Genomic DNA, 17121 nt, shown 5'->3' with positions numbered 1-17121 from the left:
CATCCCTCAAAATCACCCTCACACAAAACAGAATATATTTTTTAGCAGCCCACCGCACCCTTCCAGAACGATCTCCAGAAAGACTCTCTATTTTCAGTATAGATCATCAGGGATTTCCCTTATTGCTCTATCTTCCATGATAGGATTCAAGACTCGGAAATTCAGCCGTCCGGTCGTCGAAATATCGACGTGATTTCAGCGCTGACGAGCGCCGGGAATTCCGATTGTCGCGAGCCGGCCATGCTCAGCCCGCCAGCTTCCTCGTCACCCAGGGCACTACGGAGGCCAGGGCTTCGCCGAGTTTAGCCGGGTCGTTGCCGCCGGCCTGCGCCATATCCGCCCGTCCCCCGCCTTTGCCGCCCACCTGTTGCGCCACCATGTTCACCAGTTCGCCGGCTTTCAGTACGGCGGTGCGGTCCGCGGTGACGCCGGCGATCAGGACGACTTTGTCGTCGCCAACGGATCCCAGGACGATGACGGCCGATCCTAGCTTGCTCTTGAGCTGGTCGACGGCTTCCCGCAAGGCTCGCGCATCCGCACCATCCACCTGCGCCGCCACTACTTTGAGGCCCGCGATTTCGATTGCCTTGTCGGCCAAACTACCGCCTTGGCCGCCGGCGAGCTTCGATTTGAGGCTGGCAATCTCCTTCTCCAGCCGGCGGCCACGCTCGATCAGCTGGCGCAGCTTGTCTTCCACGTCCTCGCGACCGCCTTTCACCAGGGTGGCCAGCGTCTGCAAGGTTTGTTCGGCTGCATTGGCCCAGTCCAGCGCCTTCTGTCCCGTGAGTGCCTCGATGCGCCGGATGCCGGAGGCCACGCCCCCTTCGTTCACGATCTTGAACAAGCCGATGTCGCCGGTACGCTCCACGTGCGTACCGCCACACAATTCGGTCGAAAATTCGCCGAAATTCAGCACGCGGACCTCGTCCTCGTATTTTTCGCCGAATAGGGCCATGGCGCCGCAGGCGATCGCCTCGTCATAGGGCATCAATCGGGTCCGCGCAGGTAAATTGGCACGAATCTGTGCATTCACCAGGGTTTCGATCTCCCGAAGCTCCAGCGGCGTCACGGCTGCCGGATGCGAGAAATCGAAACGCAGCCGGTCCGCTGCGACCAGGGAGCCCTTCTGGGTCACATGCGTGCCCAGCACCTTGCGCAGGGCGGCGTGCAGCAGGTGCGTCGCCGAGTGATTGAGCATGATGGCCTGCCGGCGCATCTCATCCACCTGCGCCATCAGCGGTTCGCCTACATGGAGCGGACCGCCCGTCAGACGGCCGATATGCGCGAAGGCCTGGCCGATCTTACGAGTATCCACCACCTCGAACCGTGTCACGCCACCGACTCCGGTCAGTACGCCTGTATCTGCGACCTGGCCGCCGCTTTCCGCATAAAAAGGCGTGCGGTCCAGCACGACCTGGCCTTCCTCGCCCGGCTCCAATGTGTCCACCCGTTGCGTACCGCGTAACAGGGTCAGCACCGTGCCGGTGCCCGCCAGATCGTCGTAGCCGCCAAACCGCGTCTGTTCCTGGAGCACGACGCCGGCGCGCAGATCCACGCCGAAGCGGCTGGCAGCGCGTCCGCGTTCGCGCTGCGCCTGCATGGCCGCCTCGAAGCCGGCCTCATCGATGCCCAGGCCGCGTTCGCGGGCGATATCCGCCGTCAGGTCGACGGGAAAGCCATAGGTGTCGTATAGACGGAACACGGTCTCGCCGGGGATCTCCTTGCCTTGCAAGGCGGCGATCGCCTCCTCCAGCAGTCCCATGCCTTGGGACAGGGTTTCGGCGAAACGTTCCTCCTCCTGGCGCAATACCCGCTCGATATGCGCGCGCTGCGCCGCCAATTCGGGATAGGCCGCGCCCATTTCCCGCTCCAGCGCACCGACCAGCGAATAAAAGAACGGCTGCGTCTGCCCCAGCTTGTAGCCATGGCGCACCGCGCGGCGAATGATTCTGCGCAGGACGTAGCCCCGTCCTTCGTTGGAGGGGTACACCCCGTCGGCGATCAAGAACGCGCAGGCGCGGATATGATCGGCGATGACCCGCAATGAACTCGAATCCAGCGCGTCGCTGTTCGTTGCCTGCGCGGCGGCCTGGATCAAATTGACGAATAGATCGATTTCGTAGTTGGAGTGCACGCCTTGCATGACCGCGGCAGTGCGTTCCAGGCCCATGCCGGTGTCGACGGAGGGTTGCGGCAGGGGCGTCAGCTCGCCCTGAGCCGAGCGGTCGAACTGCATGAACACCAGATTCCAGATCTCGATCCAGCGGTCGCCGTCCTCCTCGGGCGAGCCTGGCGGTCCCCCGGGAATATCTGCGCCGTGATCGTAGAAAATCTCGCTGCACGGTCCGCAGGGGCCGGTTTCGCCCATTTGCCAGAAATTGTCCGATCCGCCGTCCGGCTTGTCGCCGATGCGTACGATCCGTTCGGCCGGCAGCCCTATTTCCTGGTGCCACACCGCGTAGGCTTCCTCGTCGGTGTGATAGACGGTCACCATCAGGCGCCGTGGATCGATGCCCAGCCATTGGCTGCCGGTCACGAAGTCCCAGGCGAAGCGGATCGCGTCGCGCTTGAAATAATCGCCGAAGCTGAAATTGCCGAGCATCTCAAAGAAGGTATGGTGCCGCGCCGTGTAGCCGACGTTCTCTAAGTCGTTATGTTTGCCGCCGGCGCGCACGCAGCGCTGGGCGCTGGCTGCCCGGCTGTAATGGCGCTGGTCCTGGCCCAGGAACACATCCTTGAACTGAACCATGCCCGCATTCGTGAACAGCAAGGTTGGATCGTTCCCCGGCACCAGTGAGCTGGACGGCACGATCTGGTGACCGCGTTCACGGAAAAACCTCAGAAACAAGGTGCGAAGGTCGGCGCTGGACAGGCGCGGTGCAGTCGTCATAAGAGAATCATCGACTATCTTTGAGAGTGGCTGTCTCGTGAGTATCGGCAATCAGCCCGATCCGGTTTCGGCCCCGGGAGCGTTCCTGCACGCGCGCAAACCATGCTTCCGGAGGTGGTGATGTCCGCGCCATTATAGAGGTGTCGGGTACCGCCCATGGTTCTCGTTGTCGTGTATCAAGAGGAATGCACGACAATGGGAACCATGGGTGGCGTGCATCGCCAGTTGAATGTCCGGGCCGAATCTCCGGCCGGCGGACTGCTTGTAGGCTGAGGTCGGCGTATTTCAGCCATCGCCCGCTCCGGTATCCAAGTCCGGATCCTCGTCAGAATCCTCATTCGCCCCGGCGTCGAAGTCGAGATCGGAATCGAAGTCGGGAGTGGGGTCGGCATCTAGTGCGATACGGATCTGATCGGCCGTGAAGCCGCGATACTGAAGGAAACGCGCCTGCTTTGCGCGCGCCTGCGGTGCGTGCGGTAGCGTTGCGCCGAACTTGCGCCGACGTACCCGGCCGGCCAGCGCGCCCCAGTCGATGGCGGCCTCGGGGTCCTGGACCGCTTCATCAGTCGTCAGGCCGGCATGGTCGAAAGCCTGTCGGATTCCGGCATCGGAAATACCCTGGCGGCGCAACTCGGCGCGTATGCGCACCGGCCCCTGTCCGCGCTGGGCACGATAGCGGATGACGGCAGCGGCGAAGCGCTCGTCGGAGACCAGCCGCCGGGCGCTAAGTCTGTCGATGACTCGCCCTACGGCTTCGGATGCATACCCCTTGCGCTCCAGCTTGAGGCGCAATTCCTGGATGGAATGTTCACGACGGGACAACAACTGCACCGCACTGTGCTCGATGCTTCGCTCCAGGTCGGCTGCCGCCGGCTGCGCGGTGGACTGATCGATCCTCGAGGAAAACACTGCCGTCCGCTGCCTAGATTGCCTCACCTTTGAGTGCCTCGGCACGTTCCCGCGGATTGTCCGCGCGTCCTTCACCCCGTTGCGGTAACAGTTTCGCGCGTAACTGGGTCTCTATCTCCTGGGCGATCTCCGGACGCTGCAGTAGAAAATTACGGGCGTTTTCCTTGCCCTGGCCGATACGTTCGCCATTGTAGCTGTACCAGGAGCCGGACTTCTCGACCAGATTCTGCGCCACGCCGATATCGATGATTTCTCCGACACGCGAGATGCCTGCGCCATACATGATCTCGAACTCAGCCTCGCGAAACGGCGGCGCCACTTTATTCTTGACGACTTTCACGCGGGTCTGGTTGCCGATCACCTCGTCGCCGTTCTTGAGCGCGCCGATCCGACGAATGTCCAGACGCACGGAGGCGTAGAACTTGAGCGCGTTACCGCCGGTGGTGGTCTCCGGGCTGCCGAACATGACGCCGATCTTCATGCGGATCTGATTGATGAAAATCACCACGGCGTTGGAGCGCTTGATATTACCCGTCAGCTTGCGCAGCGCCTGCGACATCAGGCGCGCGTGCAGGCCCACGTGCGAGTCGCCCATCTCCCCCTCGATTTCCGCCTTGGGCGTCAATGCCGCCACCGAGTCGACGACGATGATGTCGACCGCGCCGGAGCGCACCAGCATATCGGTGATCTCCAGCGCCTGTTCGCCCGTATCGGGTTGGGATACCAGCAGATCCTTCACGTTGACGCCCAGTTTCTCCGCGTAGGAGGGATCGAGCGCATGCTCGGCATCGACGAATGCCGCCGTCCCGCCGGCACGCTGCGCCTCGGCGATGACCTGCAAGGTCAGGGTGGTCTTGCCCGAGGATTCCGGGCCGTAGATCTCGACGACGCGGCCGCGCGGCAGGCCGCCGACACCCAGGGCGATATCCAGTCCCAGCGAGCCGGTGGATACTGCATCGACATCGTAGCTGGCACTGGCGTCGCCCAGCCGCATGACCGAGCCCTTGCCGAACTGCTTCTCGATCTGTCCCAGTGCGGCAGCGAGTGCCTTTTTACGATTCTCTTCCATTTGATAATGACCTTGAAAAGCTAGGGTGGGAAAGCGTCGCCGCCACTTCCGCAATGACGGGAATGGCTTGACATTTTACAAGGCTCGGCGCGCTTGTGTACTCGAATATCTGTATGTTTACACAGTTATTCGGGGACATCCACCCTCCGTTCCGTGAAACCGCCGATCCGGCCGGTCGCCGATTCCCGGTCGTCCGGTCTGGCGAGTCGAAGAGTCAGGCAGGTCAGGCCGGTCAGACGAGTCAGGAGGCTCAGGCGGGGCAGGTCGGTCGGGCAAGCCGGATCAGTCAGGCGAGTCTGGCAAGTTCAGCCAGCGCCCGATCCACTGTGCTGCGGCGTACCGCCTCGCGATCGCCGGCGAAGGTTTCCATCGCAACATGGGTTCGGGTTCGACCGGTTTCGATTCGGCCGGTTTCGTTTCGGTCAGCCTGCCAGGCCCAGCCGAACCAGACCGTACCCACGGGTTTGCCTGGCTGCCCTCCGCCCGGTCCCGCGATGCCCGTCACGGCCACTGCCACCTGGCCGCCGAGACTCTTCAGTGCACCGAGCGCCATTTCTCGCGCACAGGCCTCGCTGACAGCGCCGTGTACCGCCAAGGTCGAGGGCCGTACGCCCAGCAGGGTCTGCTTCAACGCATTGCTGTAAGTGACCACCCCGCCGAGATACCACGACGAACAGCCTGGAACATCGGTCAGCGTCTTGGCGATCCAACCGCCCGTGCAGGATTCGGCCGTGACCAGCCGCCAGTCGCGATCCAGCAGTATCGCCCCCGTGCGCGCCGCCAGCCTCTGCAAATATAAGTCGTCCAAGTTCATCACCGAAGCTTTGGCCTGTGGACGCGCCACGTCAAGCGGACGGCACGTCAAGCGGGGAGGCGTGAAAATCCGTCAGGTTTCGTCTCCATCGATTCATCGGGGTCATTCATCTTCAGCCTCATGCCGTATTAGGAAATACCCTGAAAAGAGCGGCCTTCCATAGCTCTCGGCCGTCCCGCCGCCGTTCACCGGATGGACGGCGGCAGATCGCATTGTCGCCCCGGCGGACCGGGCCGGTCGCCAGTGGTGCAGATTCTTCGGCAGGCGATAATTTATTGTTTCTCAGAGTCTTGGTCTGTATCCTGCGGGCCATCGACGGTCGGCGGGAAAGACTGCGGCCAAGGGCGATATAATTCGACTATCCACCGACTATCCATCGAATATCATAAGGGCGAGTCCATAAGGGCGGACGGCATCGGCCTGAAACATACCTGGTAGATGAATTGCGCTTTCGCAATACCAGATTGGTATCTGCTTCGTTCCTGATCCAGATCATAGAAGCCGGTGTCATTTACATAGGAAATAGCTATCTTTAGCCGTCCCGCCAGTTCCATTTCTTACGGGTGGCTTCAGGAGTTTTCATGAGCGACAACGATCACAACGAAAACGACGAGAAGGTTCCGCTGGTGCAGCAGCTCCTCGACAATCCGTTTCTATTATTGTTCCTCGGTGTGATGATCCCGATGATCATTTATACGCTGTGGGGTGTCATCGACATTCTGACGATACCGGTCGCACCGTAATTCATGCGTGAATTCAGCCGTGTGATCATTGGGATGCATCCGCGCATCCTTAACAAGAGCATGACAAAGGATTTGGGGAGGAAGCGTCAATGAGCGCAATTTTACCGCCGGCGGACCGGCTGTGGTGGAAGCACCCGATCGATCGTGTCGAGGGTACCTGGATCGCCCTTGCCTTCGTCTGGTGCATGGTCATGTTTTTCATGATGGTGCTATGGCACGTCTACGGCGATCAGAACCTGTCGACCGAGACCTACAAGACCACGCCCGATGCATTCATCGCCAATGCGCAGGCCATGGTCGATCAGTACACCGTCCGGACCGAAACCGATCTGGAGATCCCGGTGGTGGCGCCGCCTGCCGGCAGCGATATCTACCTGATCGCCCGGCTGTGGAATTTTTGGCCGATTCTCGAGCTCGAAAAAGACAAGACCTACCGTCTGCACCTTACCTCCATGGACTACAACCATGGCTTTTCGCTGCAGCCGACCAATCTCAATATTCAGATCGTACCCGGCTACGAGCATGTGTTGACGGTGACGCCCAACCAGAGCGGCGAATTTTCCATCGTATGCAATGAATATTGCGGAATCGGCCACCACATGATGGTCGGCCGCCTCTACGTACGATAAAGATAAAGGAAGCGGCACAATGTCTAGCGCAACGACTTATCGGATCTGCCCGCGCTCGGGCCTTCAATTCGAGGCTCAGGCGGAAAAACTGATTCTGGCCAATGCCGTGGCGGCAGTGGTTTGCCTGCTGATCGGCGGGTTGCTGGCCATCGGCGTGGTGCTCACACGATGGCCAGCGGTGCACTGGCTGGAAGCGGCCACGTTCTATCAGGTGTTGACCGCTCACGGCATCAACATGCTGATCTATTGGATCATCTTTTTCGAAATCGCCGTTCTATATTTCTGTTCATCGACGCTGCTGCGCTGCCGGATAGCGACGCCCAGGATCGCCTGGTTCGCATTTGCGCTGATGTTCATCGGTGCGGTGGTGAACAACGTTGCCGTCTATCAGGGCGGCTCGAGCGTGATGATGACGTCGTATGTGCCGATGATGGCCGCGCCGTCGTTCTATCTCGGGCTGATCCTGTTTGCCGTCGGAGCGCTGATCGGCTGCTTCGTATTTTTCGGCACGCTGGTGATCGCCAAGCGCGACAAGACCTATCAGGGGTCCGTACCGCTGGTGACCTTCGGTGCGATTGTCGCCTGTATCATTGCGGTCTTCACGATCGTCTCGGGGGCGATCATCCTGATTCCGACGTATCTGCAGTCGATCGGCTTCGTCGAACATGTGGATCCGCTGATCTATCGTATGATCTGGTGGGCGTTCGGCCACTCCTCTCAGCAGATCAACGTGGCGGCGCACATTTCGATCTGGTATCTGGTTGCCGCCGTGGTGTTCGGCGCCCGGCCGATGTCGGAGCGCGTCAGCCGCGGCGCGTTCCTGCTTTATATCCTGTTCCTGCAGCTGGCGAGTGCGCATCACCTGCTGGCCGATCCCGGCGTGAGCACGGAGTGGAAGGTGGTCAACACCAGCTATTTCATGTATTTCGCGGTGCTGGCTTCGATGATCCATGGCCTCACCATTCCGGGGGCGATGGAAGTCGCGCAGCGTCAGAAGGGATTCACCAAGGGATTGTTCGAGTGGTTGCGCAAGGCGCCCTGGGGCAATCCGGTATTCTCCGGCGTATTCATCTCGATTATCGGTTTCGGCTTCCTGGGCGGAATCTCAGGAGTCATGATGGGCACGGAACAGCTCAACATGATCATTCACAACACGATCTACGTACCAGGACATTTCCACGCTACGGTCGTGGTGGGCACCACGCTGACCTTCATGGCGTTGACCTACTACCTGATTCCGGTGCTGTTCAAGCGTGAGATGATCGCGCCGACACTGGCGAAATGGCAGCCGTACCTGTTCGGATTGTCGATGTACTTCTTCTGTCTGGTGATGATGGGGGCGGGCACTCTGGGTGTCTCGCGCCGGCACTGGGACATGGCCTTCGACGGTTCCGCGCTGGCGTATGAGTGGCCCGGCGCAGCCTACATGATGATGGGCCTGGTCGGCATCGGTGGTGTCGTGGCGATCGTCGGCGGTGCGATCTACATCTATGTCACCGTTGGTTCCCTGCTGTGGGGCAAGCGGCTCGAGAGCGGCGAGAAGAGTCAGAAGGTGACGCCGATTCCGCCCACGGCGCCGGCAGCCGCTGCGCAGACCTACGGCTCGATGGGCTTCGTCGCACCCGGCACTTTCACACTCGCGATGATCTTCCTGGTCGCCTTCGTCCTTTATTACTTCATCAACTGGAAGTATCTCTCGACGCTTTGGGGGCTGAGCTGAGAGCACGCTGCGGCGAAGACGAACGTCTTCGCCGCAGCGGTTCTTCGAAGAGCCGCCGCTGCGTAGCTTTACGATTAATCGAAGGGCCGCTGCCATGACGACGATGCCTGTGCCGACTGCTCGCAGCATGATGCAGTTGTCGCGCGATATTCTGGGGCTGTTCAAGCTCAGGATCGGTGTGCTCATCATGATCACTGCGCTGGTCGGCTTGGCGATCACGCCGGGTCCGTCGCTCAGTCTGATGCAGGTGATCGCGCTGGCGGTGTCCGTGCTCATCGCTTCGGCGAGCGCCGGTGCCTTCAATCAGTACTTCGAGCATGAAACCGACCGGCTGATGGCGCGCACGCGGCGGCGCGCCTTCGCCACCGGCGCATTGCCGCACTCGCCTGCGTGGCTGGCGATGATCGGCGTCATGCTTGCAGGAGCGGTCGTGCTTGCCGGGCTGGTTCTCAATCCGGTCGCGGCGGCGTATGTGTTTCTGGGGGCGTTTTTTTATGCGGTGGTCTACACGGTCTGGCTCAAGCGGCGCACCTGGTTGAACATCGTGATCGGCGGCCTCGCCGGGAGCTTTGCCGTACTTGCCGGTGCCGCTGCCGTCGATCCTGCGATCGGACCGCTGCCGGCGCTGCTGGCGCTCATTCTATTCCTGTGGACGCCGCCGCACTTCTGGAGCCTGGCGATCGCCAATCATGCCGATTATGCTGCCGCCGGCGTACCTATGCTGCCGGTCGCGATCGGTCCGCAACGCGCTGCTCGGGTCGTGTACGGCAATACGGTGGTTCTCATCGCGGTATCGGTTCTGCCGGTCTTTTACGGCGCCGGGCTGATCTATCTGGCCGGGGCGCTGGGCGGCGGCCTGTATTTCATTGCGAAGGCCCGCACGCTGGCGCTTGCGCCGGGCAGGGATGCGGCGATGCGCGCTTTCTTCGCTTCACTGGTGCAACTGAGCGTACTACTGATCGCAGCGAGTATCGATGCAGTGATACGGTAGTGCGGTAAGAGTCGATGAAGGTATTGCAGATGTCCGCCTGGATACGTCCGGTGGTACTGAGCCTGTTGCTGGCAGTATTCGGTGTCGGCGGCCACGTGCCGTCAGCGGCTGCGCATCAGGCGGCGCGACCGCATCAGGCCGGCCTGGCACGCGACGCCGTAGCCACGGCAGGACTCGACGGCCAAGCAGCGCTGCGCGCAAGTAGAGCCGCTGTAGGCCATACGCCGGATGATTATACGCTGCGCGATCGGGAAGGACGGCCTGTCCGGTTATCGGACTATCGCGGCAAGCCGCTGCTGGCGAATTTCATCTATACGGGCTGTTTTCACATTTGTCCGGCCAGTACACAGGCGCTTCACAAGGCCGTGCGCTCCATGCACAAGCGCTTCGGCGACAAGCAGTTCAACGTCATCACCATCGGTTTCAACCAGCCGGAGGATTCGCCGACGGCGCTCAAGGCTTATGCGTCGCAACTGCGTATCGACGATCCGAACTGGGAATTCCTGAGTCCGGATGCCGCTGATGTGGCGGCGCTTAGCCGTGATTTCGGTTTCACTTATATCCCTACGCCGGGCGGTTTCGATCATACGCTGCAGGTCAGCGTGCTGGATGCGGACGGGAAGATCTACCGGCAGATCTATGGCGACAGCTTCACTGCCGCCAAAATCGGTGAGCCGTTGAAGCAGTTGCTCACGGGTATGCGGATCATCGATGGCGATGTCGGGTTCACGGATCTCATCGATCGAGTACGCATTCTGTGCTCGGTATACGATCCGAAGACCGGCGCCTATCGAGCCGATTACACCCTGTACTTCATGATTGCCGGTGGTGTGACGTTCTTCATTGCCATGCTTTGGTTTGCTCTGTCGGAGTGGCGCAGCCGTGCAGCGTCACGCCGGCCAATGAACTGTGGATGATGCGTGAATCCGTCCTCGCTGTCTGGAACCACTGTGAACGAGTTCTGGATACCCTGTTCGGCGGTACCCTGAATCCGCTGCGACACCTCGGTGCGCTCGCGTTTCTGTTTTTCTGGCTACTGGCCCTCAGCGGCATCTATTTGTATGCAGTGCTCGATACGTCGGTCGCCGGCGCATATCGTTCCATCGATGATCTGTCGCGTAACCAGTGGTGGTTGGGCGGTCTGCTGCGCAGCCTGCATCGCTATGCAGCCGACGCATTCGTGACGGTCACGGTACTGCACCTGGTGCGGGAGTGGTTGCTGGGGCATTTCCGCGGCTTTCGCCGCTATTCATGGTTTACCGGGGTGCCGCTGCTGCTGTTCGCCTATATCTGCGGCATCGGGGGATTTTGGTTGAAATGGGATCAGATCGGACAGTTCTCGGCGACCGCGACGGCGGAGCTGCTCGACTGGCTACCGATCTTCAATTCACCGTTCACGCGCAATTTTTTGAGCAATGAGGCGGTCACCGATCGCCTGTTCTCGTTGTTCGTGTTCGTCCACATTGGCGCCTCGCTGTTGCTGCTCTTTCTGGCGTGGTTTCACGTCCAGCGTATTTCACATGCCGAAATGCTGCCGTCAAAGCCTCTGGCGATCGGCGCCGCGGTCACACTGTTGTTGTTGGCGCTGTTCGCTCCGGTCCTGAGCCAGGCGCCGGCCGATCTCTCGGTTGCGCAGGGCGCCTTGACCATCGACTGGTTGCTGCTGTTCATTCATCCGCTGATGTACGCCACGTCGGCCGGATGGACCTGGGCACTGTCGATGGGCGCGCTGCTGCTGCTGTTCTTGCTGCCGTTTACAGTGCGCGCCGCTCGGCCGCCGGTCGCCCAGGTTGACCCTGACAACTGCAGCGGCTGCCGGCATTGCTTCGATGATTGTCCGTACGCGGCGATCACCATGCTGCCGCATCCTGACGGTACGCCGGGCAAGGAGCTGGCGCTGGTGCATGAGGAACTGTGCGCGAGCTGCGGCATTTGCGCCGGTGCCTGTCCATCCTCGACACCTTTCCGCAGCACCGAACGATTGACGACCGGTATCGATATGCCGCAGGCGCCGATCGATGCGTTGCGCAGACAGTTGCAGGCGTGTCTGGCAACGCTGCAGGGTGAGCGCAAGATCATAGTGTTCGGCTGCGACTGCGGCGCCCGTGTAAAGGCGATGGAGGCAGCCGATGTGGCGGCATTCAGCCTGCTTTGCACGGGCATGCTGCCGCCGTCCTTCATCGAATATGCATTGCGGTCCGGCGCCACGGGCGTGGTGGTCACAGGATGCCGCGAGAGCGGCTGCGAATTCCGCCTGGGCAACCGCTGGACTGCAGAGCGTCTGCAGGGCAAGCGTAAGCCGTGGCTGCGCGCGCGCGTGCCGCGAGAGCGGCTTCAGGTCGTATGGGCCGACCGGGGAGATGAAAAATCGTTGCAGACTGCCTTGGGTGTTCTGCGCGAACTGCCACTTTCCCTTGGAACCGGCGTGATCCGCCGACGGAGACGAGGAGCGTGATGACCAAAGTGTTTTCATGGATCGGGCAGGTGGTGTTGTATGCGGCTTTCGCACTGTTCATCGGTGTGTTCTCGCACTGGCCGGCGTATCAGCATCTGCCGGAGGATCATGCCCTGATCAAGCTCAGCTTGATTCATCACGGTCAGCGGCTGCAGGAATGCAAGAAAATGACTCCGGAGGAACTGGCAAAACTGCCGCCGAACATGCGTGCGCCGATGGCTTGCCCGCGCGAACGCTCGCCGATCACGGTCGAAGTCGATATCGACGGCGTCGCCGCCTTGCGCAAGACGGCGCAACCTTCCGGGCTGTCTCGCGACGGCGCCGCCTCCGTGTATCAGCGCATCGAAGTTCCTGCCGGCACTCATCGTCTGGATGTCAGACTTCGGGACAGCATGCGTACCGAGGGATTTGATTTCGAGCGTAATGAAGTGCTTAGCCTGAAACCGGCGCAGATCCTGGTGATCGATTTCAGCGCCGAAAAAGGTGGAATTACATTGCAATGAATACTACTGCCGGGACTTCGATCGACTTGGCGATGCATGATGTACGGCCGAATGCAGCTTCGTTCGACGATTATCTGCTGGTCATTCCCGAGGGAGCACAACGGACGCTGGCGCGCAGCTGGTTATGGCTGGGACTGCTGGCGCTGATCGGTGCAGGATTGTTTTCGGTGCTGCTGGTGCTGTCGCGCACTCCGGTGATCAACGAGTGGTTTCCGGTCGTGGATTTCTTCCGGGTTGCCCTGGTTGTCCACGTCGATTTGTCAGTGCTTGTCTGGTTTGTGGCGCTCGCGGGTCTGCTGTGGAGTATCAACGGCTCGGAGCGGGGACTGGCATGGGCATGGTTCGCGCTGGCGCTGTGCACTGCCGGCGCGGTGCTGATGTCGCTGGCGCCGTTTTTTGGCCGGGGTGAAGCCATCATGGCCAACTACATCCCGGTGCTCGACGATGGTTGGTTCATCACGGGGCTGGTGGTGTTCGCGGCCGGCGGTGCAATGCTGGTGTTGCGCAGCCTGTTCACCGCGCCCAAGCTGGGTGTGACCTTCGATGGCGGCGGCGCGCTGCGTTTCGGGCTGAATGCGAGCGTGGTGTCCACGGCAGTGGCGCTGCTGGCGTTCGGCTGGTCGTACCTGACGATGCCGGCGGGTCTGGACGGTAAACCCTATTACGAGATTCTATTCTGGGGCGGTGGTCACGCGCTGCAGTTCACCTGGACGCTGTTGATGCTGGCAGGCTGGTTGTGGCTGGCCAGCGCCAGCGGCGCGCGTGTTCCGTTGAGCCCGCGCGTGACGCTGTTGATGTTCGCCCTCGCACTCGTGAGCGTGTTCATTACGCCGTATGCCTATCTTTCCCATGACATCGCCTCCGTCGAGCATCGCGACCTGCATACTTGGGCGATGCGGTTCGGCGGCGGCGTTGCCATTCTGCCGGTCAGCCTGGCGGTCGTGATCGCGCTGGCCGCGGACGCTGCATCGCGCCGCAAGACACGCCCTGCTGCGAGCGCGGCGCAAGCGCCCCTGCGCGCCGCGCTCGTCTCCTCGGTGCTGCTGTTTGCCGCAGGTGGTGTGATCGGCATGTTCATCAGCGGCAACAATGTCAGGATCCCGGCACACTATCACGGCAGCATCGTCGGTGTGACGCTGGCGCTGATGGGCCTGGTCTACCATCTGTTGCCGCAACTAGGCTATCGCACGGTGAGCGGACGTCTGGCCGTGCTGCAGCCGCTCATTTACGGTGCCGGGCAGCTCATGCACATCATCGGCCTGGTCTGGTCGGGCGGTTACGGCGTGCAGCGCAAGGTTGCCGGAGCCGAGCAGGTGTTGAGAAGTACCGGCGAGGTCGTCGGTATGGGATTGATGGGGCTCGGCGGCCTCATTGCGATCATCGGCGGACTGCTGTTCATTGTAGTCGTAGCCGGATCGATGCGTCGCCGCAACGTTCGCCAGATGGAGCAAGCATCATGATCGCCCGATTGCAGGCGCTGTTGCGCTGGTTATTCATGCAGATCGAGGCGCTGTTCAATCGAGCTTTCGGCGATCAGCTGAATCCGTTCTATCATCTTGGTTCGATCGCGTTCTTCCTGTTCTGGATCGTGGCCGGAAGCGGCTTGTATCTCTACGCCTTCTTCGATACCAGTGTGGTCGGCGCTTATAGTTCGGTCGATGCGCTCACGCACAAGCAATGGTTCGCCGGCGGTGTACTGCGCAGCATTCATCGCTACGCATCCGATGCAATGGTCGTCGTGATGATGATCCACATGGTGCGCTACTTTGCGTTCAATCGCATGCGTGGCTTCCGATCGTTCTCGTGGATCACGGGCGTGGCGCTGATCTGGCTGGTCTATACCTCGGGCGTCAACGGCTACATGCTGCCGTGGGACAAGCTGTCACAATTCGTCATCGATGCCAGTTTCGAGTGGTTGGGTCAGTTGCCGGGCTTCGATGCGCTGATTCGCAACGTTCTCTACCCTACGAGCATCAACGATCGATTCTTCTCGCTGCTGGTGTTCATTCATATCGGCGTGCCGCTGTTGCTGTTGCTGGTGATGTGGGTGCACGTGCAGCGCGTACCCAAGGCGCGGATGCAGCCGCCGCGGCTGATCGGATTCAGCGTGGTGTTCATGCTGCTGGTGGCAGCCCTGGTGCAGCCGGTGCTGAGCCAGGGCGGCGCAGCCGATCTTGGTACCGCGGTCACGTCGCTCAAATTCGACTGGTTCTACCTGGGAGGGCTGCCGCTGTTGTATCACTGGTCGCCCGAGAGGGTATGGCTGTTGACGGGCGCGGTCACGGCGTTGCTCGTCGTCATCCCATGGCTGCCGTTGCAGCGCCGCGGCAGCCGGCGCGACTTTCAACTGGAGATTCATCCGGGCCCCAGCCACGCGGTTGCGCGAACCGGGGAGACCATTCTCGAGGCAGGGCTGCGTGCAGGAGTGGCGCTGCGCTATGAATGCCGCAACGGCGGCTGCGGCGTATGCATGTGCACGGTGCTCAACGGCAGCATCGATCACGGCGCTTACCAGCCGAGCGTATTGACGCAGCAGATGCGTGATGCAGGCAAGGCGCTGATGTGCTGCGCCACACCCCGTAGCGATCTCGAGATCGAGGTCGAGGCGCTGGATTCCGACGGTGCCAGCAGCATCCGTTCCTATATCGGACAAGTATCGAGCCTCGAACGGTTGGCCGATGATGTCATGCGGCTCAGAATTTCGATCTCCGGCGGACGCCGTATCGATTTCGCGGCGGGCCAGTACATCAATATCGTGTTCGAGGATGGACAACGGCGGGCGTTTTCCTTCGCCAATGCACCGCAGGATAATGAACAGATCGAACTGCATGTTCGCCTGATTCCCGGCGGTCTTTTCACTACGCGTGTGTTCACCACCATGAAGGTCGGCGATACGCTGAACTTTGAGGGGCCGTTTGGACGTTTCACATTACGCGAAGGTCCGAAGCCGATTCTGTTCGTCGCCGGCGCAACCGGCTTTGCGCCGATCAAGAGTATTGTCGAGGAAGCCTTTCGCCGCGGGGTCCAGCGTCCCATGCATCTGTATTGGGGAGTGCGCGAACGCAAGGATCTGTACATGCTCGATCTGGCTGAACGCTGGGCGCGTGAATATGCGAATTTTGCGGTGACACCGGTGCTCTCCGAGGATCACTCGGCCGATTGGCAGGGGCGCCGCGGGTTGGTGCATGAGGCGATGCTGACGGACCATCCCGATTTAAGCGGATATGAGATCTACGTGTGCGGCTCGGTACGGATGGTCGAAACGGCGGTGCCGGCGTTCATTGCTCAGGGAGTCAGTGAAGACGCATGTCTGTCGGACGCATTCCTGCCGTCGAAAGAGTCGGCGAATAGGTCGTAGCACGGTTCGTGGGTGCCGGTACCCGCGGAGTTCGGCAGGGGAGGGCCGGCCGCCTAAGAGGCTCCGGAAGGCGCAGGCATATGCTTGTCCAGGAATTTGAGTACGCCCTCGTTGAAGGCGTCGTTCTTGTCGCCGGCGACCATATGGCCGGCGCCTACCACATCATGGACTTCGAGCTGCGGCAGCTGCCTGCGCAGTTCGGCGACGCCTTCTTCGGAGACCAGATCGCTTTTCAGACCACGTACCAGCAAGGTCGGAATTCGTATCTGTCCCGCTGCCTGATTCAGTTGCTCCGTAAACAGCGGCGGCTCCGCTCGTTGCGGATCATCCAGGAATCGCGGATCCCAATGCCAATGCAGACGGCCATCGGCACGGCGCCGCAGATTCTTCATGAGCCCTGCCGTATCCTTCGGCCTGGGCCGATGCGGGTTATAGGCGGCGACGGCATCGGCGGCTTCTTCCAGCGTCGCGAAACCGTCAGACCGCGCGCTCATGAAAGCTATGATTTTTTTCGCCCCGGCCAGATCGATCCGAGGTACGACATCGACCAGCACCAGCGCCCTGGCGAACGGCTTCGTGCTCATGCCGGTGGCGTAAAGGGAGGTTGCACCGCCCATCGAGGCGCCGACCAGCACCGGCGGACTCGGCAGCGTTGCGACGATGCTGCCCAGGTCCGCGGCGAACAGGTTCAGTCCGTACGCGCCGTCGGGCGACCAGCCGCTGTCGCCATGTCCGCGTGCATCGAAATTGATCACATGATAGCCGCGCGCTACCAGTTCGCGCATGACGCCACGCCAGGAGTGGCGTGTTTGTCCGCCGCCGTGCAGCAGTATCACGGGCGGCGCCGAAGGATCGCCCCCCACGTCAGCTACCAGGTTGATCCCATCGGCACCGCGGTAGCGGCGTACTTCAATCGTGGAATTCATGGGCATGTCGTACAAATATTCTTGTCGTTGAGAAACAAGGTCAGTTTCAGCCTCGCAGGACGTGAGCGCAAGCCCGGACATTTTCGCTGTCGGGACGGCAGCGGCCGGGATATC

General features: G+C 61.1%; 14 protein-coding genes. 9 read left to right on the top strand and 5 right to left on the bottom strand.

Annotated features, from left to right (window positions below; genetic code table 11):
- Positions 1-244: 244 nt before the first annotated feature.
- The 4 genes from alaS to ACG33_RS11670 form a co-directional block, all read right to left on the bottom strand.
- The gene (alaS, locus tag ACG33_RS11685) at positions 245-2890 is read right to left on the bottom strand and encodes an alanine--tRNA ligase (protein ID WP_210399046.1); all 2646 of its coding nucleotides are present in this window, start codon (positions 2888-2890) and stop codon (positions 245-247) included.
- Between the two features lie 285 nt (positions 2891-3175).
- Positions 3176-3799 carry a regulatory protein RecX gene (locus tag ACG33_RS11680; RefSeq protein WP_066921393.1) on the bottom strand — a complete coding sequence of 208 codons (624 nt, stop codon included), beginning with the start codon at positions 3797-3799 and terminating at the stop codon, positions 3176-3178.
- A gap of 13 nt (positions 3800-3812) precedes the next feature.
- Complete coding sequence (recA, locus tag ACG33_RS11675) at positions 3813-4868, bottom strand: recombinase RecA (protein WP_066921391.1); 1056 nt, start codon at positions 4866-4868, stop codon at positions 3813-3815.
- Positions 4869-5154: 286 nt separating this feature from the next.
- Positions 5155-5676 (bottom strand): CinA family protein, encoded by a 522-nt coding sequence (locus ACG33_RS11670; protein WP_237392617.1) that lies wholly within the window; start codon positions 5674-5676, stop codon positions 5155-5157.
- A 587-nt stretch (positions 5677-6263) separates the two neighbouring features.
- Here ACG33_RS11670 and ACG33_RS16360 point away from each other — a divergent pair.
- From ACG33_RS16360 to ACG33_RS11630, 9 genes are all read left to right on the top strand, one after another.
- Positions 6264-6425, top strand: coding sequence for a hypothetical protein (locus tag ACG33_RS16360; protein WP_168160077.1), 162 nt, complete (start codon positions 6264-6266; stop codon positions 6423-6425).
- 89 nt (positions 6426-6514) lie between these two features.
- The gene (locus ACG33_RS11665; protein ID WP_066921387.1) at positions 6515-7054 is read left to right on the top strand and encodes a cupredoxin domain-containing protein; all 540 of its coding nucleotides are present in this window, start codon (positions 6515-6517) and stop codon (positions 7052-7054) included.
- 19 nt (positions 7055-7073) lie between these two features.
- Positions 7074-8774: a cbb3-type cytochrome c oxidase subunit I gene (locus ACG33_RS11660; RefSeq protein ID WP_066921385.1), complete on the top strand. Its 1701-nt coding sequence runs from the start codon at positions 7074-7076 to the stop codon at positions 8772-8774.
- Positions 8775-8868: 94 nt separating this feature from the next.
- Entirely contained in the window at positions 8869-9765 is an 897-nt protein-coding gene (gene cyoE / locus ACG33_RS11655; protein ID WP_157071776.1) for a heme o synthase, read from the top strand.
- Between the two features lie 14 nt (positions 9766-9779).
- Positions 9780-10682 (top strand): SCO family protein, encoded by a 903-nt coding sequence (locus ACG33_RS11650; protein WP_210399045.1) that lies wholly within the window; start codon positions 9780-9782, stop codon positions 10680-10682.
- Positions 10679-12220, top strand: coding sequence for a hydrogenase iron-sulfur subunit (locus ACG33_RS11645; protein ID WP_157071775.1), 1542 nt, complete (start codon positions 10679-10681; stop codon positions 12218-12220). Before ACG33_RS11650 ends, ACG33_RS11645 begins: the two co-directional genes overlap by 4 nt.
- Positions 12220-12723: a hypothetical protein gene (locus ACG33_RS11640; protein ID WP_066921380.1), complete on the top strand. Its 504-nt coding sequence runs from the start codon at positions 12220-12222 to the stop codon at positions 12721-12723. The genes ACG33_RS11645 and ACG33_RS11640 overlap by 1 nt, the downstream gene beginning before the upstream one ends.
- Complete coding sequence (locus ACG33_RS11635) at positions 12720-14183, top strand: cbb3-type cytochrome c oxidase subunit I (RefSeq protein ID WP_066921378.1); 1464 nt, start codon at positions 12720-12722, stop codon at positions 14181-14183. The genes ACG33_RS11640 and ACG33_RS11635 overlap by 4 nt, the downstream gene beginning before the upstream one ends.
- The gene (locus ACG33_RS11630) at positions 14180-16081 is read left to right on the top strand and encodes an FAD-binding oxidoreductase (RefSeq protein WP_066921376.1); all 1902 of its coding nucleotides are present in this window, start codon (positions 14180-14182) and stop codon (positions 16079-16081) included. The genes ACG33_RS11635 and ACG33_RS11630 overlap by 4 nt, the downstream gene beginning before the upstream one ends.
- Positions 16082-16134: 53 nt before the next feature.
- Here ACG33_RS11630 and ACG33_RS11625 read toward each other — a convergent pair whose 3' ends face one another.
- A complete protein-coding gene (locus tag ACG33_RS11625; protein ID WP_066921374.1) occupies positions 16135-17007 on the bottom strand; it encodes an alpha/beta fold hydrolase in 873 nt (290 codons plus the stop codon).
- Positions 17008-17121 lie beyond the last annotated feature (114 nt).

It is taken from the genome of Steroidobacter denitrificans (assembly GCF_001579945.1).
Taxonomy (GTDB): domain Bacteria; phylum Pseudomonadota; class Gammaproteobacteria; order Steroidobacterales; family Steroidobacteraceae; genus Steroidobacter; species Steroidobacter denitrificans.
Note: the sequence above shows the minus strand (reverse complement) of the source record. Positions and strands in the feature narration are given on the sequence as shown.